Consider the following 6,392-nt stretch of genomic DNA (forward strand, 5'->3'; position numbering starts at 1 on the left):
CATGTCAGAGAGCCTGGCCCGTGTGTCGACACCCTTCTCCACTGATCTGCCCGTTCGCCGTCTGACGCCTCGCGACCTCTTCGCCTGCGCCGACCTGTCCGAGAACCGGGGGTGGCCCCGTGAGGAACACAAGTGGGGGCTGCTGCTCACGGCGGGAACCGGATACGGCATCGACGATCCCGCCGGTGGTCTCGTCACCGCGTGCGTGGTGACCGAATACGGACCACCCGAGCGCGCCGAGTTGGGTGCGATCGGCATGGTTCTCGTCGCCGAACGGCACTCCCGGAAAGGGATCGGCCGTCGCCTGATGCGGCACGTCGTCAAGGAGCTGGGCGCCACCCCGCTGACCTTGCACGCGACCGTGTCAGGGCGCCCGCTGTACGAGGGCTTGGGGTTCGAGGCCACCGGCAGGGCCGAGATGGTCCGTGGGGTGTTCACCCCTGATGCCCCTGGGTCCGCGGTCTTCACCCGCCCGGCGACCGCGGGGGACCTCCCCGTCATCCTCCGGCTGGATGAAGAGATCTTCGGCAGCGACCGCACTCACGTGATCACGCGGTTGCCCTCCTTCGCGGACCAGCTGCGCGTGGCCGAGGAGAACGGCCGGATCATCGGCTACGCGGCCGCCTGGCCCAACATGAACGACCATGTCGTCGGCCCGTTGATCGCCCGCGACACGGAGACGGCGAAAGCACTGGTCTCCTCGCTCGCCGCCCACACCGACCGCCCGCTGCGCACCGATGTCGATGTGCGGCACCAGGAGCTGCTGTCGTGGCTGAAGGAGCGCGGACTCGCCTCCGTCGCCTTCAATACGGTCATGACGTACGGGATTCCGGAACTGCCCGGCGACTGGACGCGCCGTTTCGCACCACTGACGGTCGCGGCCGGCTAGGGCTCCGCTCCCGCCTCGGACGAAGGACCGGTCCCCGGACAGTCCGGGGACCGGCGACACTTCCGGACTGACGTACGCCGGGCGGAGGCCGCGACCGGTGAGCGTCAGACGAGCGATTCGGCGGCCGCGACGGCGAAGCCGTGGTCCTGGTCGGGCATGCCGCCCCCGATTCCGATCGCACCGATCAGACGACCGTCACGGTGGACCGGTACACCGCCCGCGATGAACAGCAGAGGACGGTCGAGCGCGGTGGGCAGCGTGTGGAAGAGGCCGCCGGGCTGGACCGCGTCGACCAGGTCGGCAGTGGCCGAGTTCAGCTGAAGTGCCGTGTAGGCCTTGCGCGTGCTGGTCTCTCCCGAGATCAGCACAGCTTGGTCGTCCCGCCGGAAAGCGAGCAGGTGACCGCCCGCGTCGAGGACGGTGGCGCTGATCCGAACGCCGGCGGCTTCGGCGGCACGACGAGCCGCGGTGACGAGGTGCTCCGCGTCCTCGATGGTCAGGGGGGCGACGGCGACGGTGGTGCTCATCAGGGGTGTTCTCCTTGCGGGATGTGGTGTTCCGAGTCGGTGAGGTGCTGCGGGCCAGGACGCGGCGGGGACGGGCTGTCTCCGCGGCGGACCCGGTTCCGTTCAGTGGTGGACGGCTGTGCGCTGTTCGGCCGGGGTGCCACCGGCGAACACGGCGCTGGGGAGTGCCGCACGGCGCTCCAGAACGGCCGAGAGAACGGCCAGGACGAGCGCGCTCGCGGCGAGAACCGCGCCGACCCAGTTGGGCGCGGTGTAGCCGAGACCCGCGGCGATGACTAGGCCGCCGAGCCAGGCCGAGAGGGCGTTGCCGAGGTTGAAGGCGCCGATGTTCACGGCCGAGGCCAGGGTCGGCGCGCCGTGTGCCTGGTCGAGAACGCGCTTCTGCAGCGGAGGCACGGTCGCGAAGCCCAGAGCGCCGATCAGGGCGATCGTGACAGCCGCCAGGATCTTGTTGTGCGCGGTGACCGTGAAGAGGGCGAGCACGACGGCGAGGCCGCCCAGCGACACGTACAACATCGGCATCAGCGCGCGGTCGGCGAACTTGCCGCCGACCAGGTTCCCGCCGACCATGCCGAGTCCGAAGAGGACCAGCAGCCAGGTGACGGATCCGTCGGCGAAGCCCGCGACGTGCGTCATCATCGGCGCGATGTAGGTGATGGCGGCGAAGACACCGCCGAATCCGAGCACCGTCATCGCCATGGCGAGCAGGACCTGGACGTTCCTGAAGGCGGCCAGCTCGTGCCGCAGGTGCACACCCTCGGGCTTCGGCATTTCCGGCACCAGCCTGGCGATGCCGAGGAGCCCGATGACACCGAGTGCGGCGACCCCCGCGAACGTGACCCGCCATCCGGCGGACTGTCCGATCAGCGTGCCCAGCGGGACGCCGACGACATTGGCGATCGTGAGCCCGCTGAACATCATCGCGATGGCGCCGGCCTTCTTGTCCGGTGCGACCAGTTCGGCGGCGGCGACCGATCCGATGCCGAAGAAGGCACCGTGCGCCAGAGAGGCGACCACCCGGCCCACGAACATCAGCCAGAACACCGGAGCCACAGCGGAGATCAGGTTGCCGAGGACGAACAGCCCCATCAGCACCATGAGCATCCGTTTGCGGGACACCTTCGTGCCGAGCGCGGTCATGATCGGCGCACCGACCACCACGCCCAGGGCGTAGCCGGTCACCAGCAGTCCGGCGGTGGGGATGGAGACACCGAAGTCTCCGGCGACCTCGGGCAGGATGCCCATGATCACGAACTCGGTCGTTCCGATTCCGAAGGCCCCGATCGCGAGGGCCAGAAGCGCGAGAGGCATGGTGGGGTACACCTTCCAGAAAATTGCACGGGCGCTTTGCCTGCGCCAACAATAGTTGCAGACGCGGGTTACATGCAACAGCGGTCTATTGCGCCCGTGCTCTATCCTGGCTTCTGCCGCTCCGGGACGGAGGAAACGTCATGACAGCCACGGACCCCGCTCTCACCGCCCTCTCTCAGGGCTGGTGCGCCCTCTCCTTGCTGCACGGGAGGATCGAGGCCCATATCGAGCGGGCCCTGCAGGCCGGGCACGAACTCAGCGTGCGCGAGTACTCCCTGCTCGACGTCCTCAGCCGACAGCACGACGGCGAAGGCGGTCATCTCCAGATGAAGCAGGTGGCGGACGCGGTCGTGCTCAGCCAGAGCGCCACCACTCGGCTGGTCACCCGCCTCGAGGACCGGGGGCTGCTCGCCCGCTACCTCTGCCCGACCGACCGTCGCGGGATCTACACGAATGTCAGCGAGGCCGGACTGAAACTCCTCGCCGAGGCGCGGCCCACGAATGACGCCGCTCTGCGCGAGGCCCTCGACGCCGCGGCCCAGAATCCTCAACTGGCTCCCCTGGTCCGGGTCGTGGAGTCGGCGAGCGCCCCCGCGCATCCCATGCCCCCCGCGGGCGTGCCCTCGTAGGGTGGGCTCATGGCAGATCTTGAGATACGAGCCGCGGTCGCCGACGACGTGCCGGCCATTGTCGCGATGCTCGCCGACGACCCACTGGGCGCCCAACGGGAATCTCCTGACGACCTGGCCCCGTACCTCAGCGCCCTGGAACGTCTGAGGCGCGACCCGAACCAGCACCTGGTCGTCGCGGTCCGCGAGGAGACCGTCGTCGGCACCCTGCAGCTCACGGTCATCCCCGGACTGTCCCGCAAGGGCGCGACCCGCTCCGTCATCGAGGCCGTGCGCGTCCACACCGACGAACGCGGCAGTGGACTCGGGACGGAGCTCATCGAGTGGGCGATCCAGGAATCCCGCCGTCAGGACTGCCAGCTGGTCCAGCTGACCTCTGACGCCTCCCGCACCGACGCCCATCGCTTCTACGAACGGCTCGGCTTCAAGTCCTCACACATCGGCTTCAAGCTTCCGCTCTGACGCGGGCCGAACCGAGCCACCTGTCGTCGCCTCCCTCGGCGCACGACACACTTCAACAGCTTCCAAGGGACACCGTTCCCCGTGCGGCGCTTCGCCGTACGGCTGGAGGCGGTGTGTTCCACGTGAAACACACCGCCTCCAGCCGCTCATCGCCTACTGAACTCCTCGCCAGCCTTCAGGGGCCACTCCACCCGGCACGGAGGCTCCCTCCTCGTACGGCTGACGCGTGAACACGAACGACCCGAGGTCCAGGTGGCTCACGGATCCGTCGGGCCGCCGTACGGGCCGCAGAAGCTCGCCCGCGTAATAGCCGTCGAGTCCCGTCCATGTCCCGTCGCCGTTCGCCCGGAAGCGAGCACCCCGGCCGGCGCCCGAGAGCGGGCCCAGCACAAGCCCTCCGTCGGCCGGCAACCGCAGGCCGAAGGCTTGAGTCCCCCAGTACCACTGCCCTGCCAACTCCAGCACGTCGTGTTCGACTTCGGCCAGTGGGCGCCATGGTTCGGGGACCCGCGGCTCCGCTTCCGCCACGATGCGCAGCAGATCGGCGGCCACGGTGAACACCGGTGGTCCGGAAGTGCAGTTGGACAGCACGACGGCCGACACGTCGTCCTCCACGCTGATCACCAGCCCGGCGAGGAAGCCCGGCAGCGAACCCGAGTGTCCTACGAGGGTTCGGCCGTCACGGCGCACGATCTGCAGACCGAGCCCGTAGGCGGACCCCGCGGCCTGCTCCGCGGGCTCGGGCGGCGCGGCAGGCGCACGCATCTCTCTCACGGACTCCGCGCTCAGCACCCGCTCGTCACCCTGGGCGAGGAAGACGGCGAAGCGCGCCAAGTCTCCGGTGGTTGACCAAAGTTGTCCGGCCGGAGCCATCCGGCCGAGGTCTTCCACAGGCTCGGGCATCATCGCGTCGGCCCAGGGATGGACCGCCCATCCCCCCGCGTGCGGTGCCTGCGGGCGGCCACTCGTCCGGTGCAGTCCGAGCGGTTCCAGAACCTCGCGGCGCAGCACTTCCTCCCAGGGAGCACCCCGCAGTTCCTCGACCAGCGCCCCGAGCAGTGTGTAGCCAGGATTCGAATAGTGGTGCCGCCGGCCGACCGGATGCCGGAAGGGCTGCGCGCCCAGCACGTCCGCCAGTTCGGGACGCAGCGAACCGGGTGTGCGCTCCCACCAGGGCGCGGGCGACTCGGCGGCCAACCCGCCGGTGTGTGCGAGCAGTTGGGAGATGGTGACCTCCCCCGCGCCGGTGCCCGGCACATGCTTCTCCAGCGGGTCACCGAGGTCCAGGACCCCCTCGTCACGCAGTCGCAGGACGAGAACGGCGGTGAAGGTCTTGGTGATGGAGCCGATGCGGTACTGCACGTTCTCGTCGGGGCCGTGGCCCTCCACCGAGGTGCGTGCTCCGTTCCAGACCGCCCTTCCGCCTCGGACCACCGTCGCGACGAGCGACGGCGTCCGCCCCTCGCTCTGCGCGACGGCGATGCGGTGCAGCAGAGCTCGGCGCGTACCGGGAAGCAGGTCATCATGGGGTGTCGTCATGACACCAGTCCACCGGTCCGGCCCGCGAACGTCGAACGGAATAGACCGAAGCCGCCCCGCGGGGCGGCTGGAGGATCTCGCCGCTCGAGAGATGTAGATCTTGCGTGACCGGGGCGTTCTTGGCCGTCTCACGGCCTTGTCACCCACGATCGGTCTCGAATCCGTGGCATTTCCTCGCGCGGGCGAGGCCGAGAGCAGGCGACTTGCCCGAGCCGGCCGAGTCCCCCACGCTGAGCCCCGAGCACGAGGACCACCGGCGAGCCCAGATCGCGCACCGATGAGTTTTCCGCGCCGCGCTGGTCCATACGCCGGGCCCCCACGGACGGAAGGCTGGACCATGCGGAAACTGATCTACAGCATGAACCTGACCCTGGACGGCTACATCGCCGCGGCCGGCGACGACATCGGCTGGAGCGGAGTGCCGAGCGACGAGCTGTTCCAGTGGTGGCTCGACCACGAGCGGAAGAGTGCCCTGTCGCTGTACGGGCGCAAGCTGTGGGAGGCGATGAGTTCCTACTGGCCGACCGGCGACCAGCAGCCCGACGCCACCCCGGCGCGGATCGAGTTCGCGCGGAACTGGCGGGACACGCCGAAGGTGGTGTTCTCCTCGACGATCGACAAGGTCGACTGGAACACCCGGCTGGTCACCGGCGACGCGATCGCCGAGATCACCCGGCTCAAGGCCGAGGACGGCGGCCCGATGAACATCGGCGGCGCGACGCTCGCCGGGACGGCCATGCGCGCCGGGCTGATCGACGAGTACGCGATCGTCACCTGTCCGGTCCTGGTGGGCGGCGGCACGCCGTTCTTCACGGCGCTGGACAGCTGGGTGAACCTGAAGCTGGTGGAGACGCGGACGTTCCCCGGCGGCGTGGTCCTGACCAGGTACGAGACGAGGCACTGAGCAGCGGCACCCACCCACTGGCCGTTCGTAGGATTCGGCAACGAAGCGGGGGGGCCCGCCGCCCCCCCCCCCCCGGGGGGGGGGGGGGGGGGGGGGCGGGAAACGCCGCGGTGAGAATCCAAAAAAAGACG

7 protein-coding genes are annotated in these 6,392 nt (G+C 69.4%); 4 read left to right on the plus strand and 3 right to left on the minus strand.

The genetic code is table 11. The annotated features are described in order from the left end of the window. Window positions 1–22 precede the first annotated feature (22 nt). On the plus strand, window positions 23–889 hold the full coding sequence (locus ACFYW7_RS11805; RefSeq protein WP_389500745.1) for a GNAT family N-acetyltransferase: 867 nt from the start codon (window positions 23–25) through the stop codon (window positions 887–889). Window positions 890–993: 104 nt separating this feature from the next. Here the strand turns inward: ACFYW7_RS11805 and ACFYW7_RS11810 are convergent, their stop codons facing one another. Together ACFYW7_RS11810 and ACFYW7_RS11815 are read right to left on the minus strand one after the other, a co-directional pair. Further along, a complete protein-coding gene (locus ACFYW7_RS11810) occupies window positions 994–1,416 on the minus strand; it encodes a heme-binding protein (RefSeq protein WP_389500747.1) in 423 nt (140 codons plus the stop codon). Between the two features lie 102 nt (window positions 1,417–1,518). Then, on the minus strand, window positions 1,519–2,727 hold the full coding sequence (locus tag ACFYW7_RS11815) for an MFS transporter (protein ID WP_389500749.1): 1,209 nt from the start codon (window positions 2,725–2,727) through the stop codon (window positions 1,519–1,521). Window positions 2,728–2,867: 140 nt separating this feature from the next. Here ACFYW7_RS11815 and ACFYW7_RS11820 point away from each other — a divergent pair, with 140 nt between their 5' ends. Together ACFYW7_RS11820 and ACFYW7_RS11825 are read left to right on the plus strand one after the other, a co-directional pair. Beyond that, window positions 2,868–3,356, plus strand: coding sequence for a MarR family winged helix-turn-helix transcriptional regulator (locus tag ACFYW7_RS11820; protein ID WP_389500752.1), 489 nt, complete (start codon window positions 2,868–2,870; stop codon window positions 3,354–3,356). 9 nt (window positions 3,357–3,365) lie between these two features. Beyond that, a complete protein-coding gene (locus ACFYW7_RS11825; RefSeq protein ID WP_389500756.1) occupies window positions 3,366–3,818 on the plus strand; it encodes a GNAT family N-acetyltransferase in 453 nt (150 codons plus the stop codon). Between the two features lie 153 nt (window positions 3,819–3,971). On the opposite strand, the gene ACFYW7_RS11830 is transcribed toward ACFYW7_RS11825, so the two are convergent. Further along, a complete protein-coding gene (locus ACFYW7_RS11830) occupies window positions 3,972–5,357 on the minus strand; it encodes a serine hydrolase domain-containing protein (RefSeq protein ID WP_389500759.1) in 1,386 nt (461 codons plus the stop codon). A gap of 337 nt (window positions 5,358–5,694) precedes the next feature. Here ACFYW7_RS11830 and ACFYW7_RS11835 point away from each other — a divergent pair, with 337 nt between their 5' ends. Beyond that, the gene (locus tag ACFYW7_RS11835; RefSeq protein WP_389500761.1) at window positions 5,695–6,261 is read left to right on the plus strand and encodes a dihydrofolate reductase family protein; all 567 of its coding nucleotides are present in this window, start codon (window positions 5,695–5,697) and stop codon (window positions 6,259–6,261) included. Window positions 6,262–6,392 lie beyond the last annotated feature (131 nt).

Source organism: Streptomyces sp. NPDC002580 (assembly GCF_042889485.1).
Lineage (GTDB): Bacteria > Actinomycetota > Actinomycetes > Streptomycetales > Streptomycetaceae > Streptomyces.

Bases quoted from the DNA above. Each gene is read 5' to 3' on its own strand.
- ACFYW7_RS11810 (WP_389500747.1), bottom strand. From the start codon at position 1,416: ATGAGCACCACCGTCGCCGTCGCCCCCCTGACCATCGAGGACGCGGAG.
- ACFYW7_RS11815 (WP_389500749.1), bottom strand. From the start codon at position 2,727: ATGCCTCTCGCGCTTCTGGCCCTCGCGATCGGGGCCTTCGGAATCGGA.
- ACFYW7_RS11820 (WP_389500752.1), top strand. From the start codon at position 2,868: ATGACAGCCACGGACCCCGCTCTCACCGCCCTCTCTCAGGGCTGGTGC.
- ACFYW7_RS11825 (WP_389500756.1), top strand. From the start codon at position 3,366: ATGGCAGATCTTGAGATACGAGCCGCGGTCGCCGACGACGTGCCGGCC.
- ACFYW7_RS11830 (WP_389500759.1), bottom strand. From the start codon at position 5,357: ATGACGACACCCCATGATGACCTGCTTCCCGGTACGCGCCGAGCTCTG.
- ACFYW7_RS11835 (WP_389500761.1), top strand. From the start codon at position 5,695: ATGCGGAAACTGATCTACAGCATGAACCTGACCCTGGACGGCTACATC.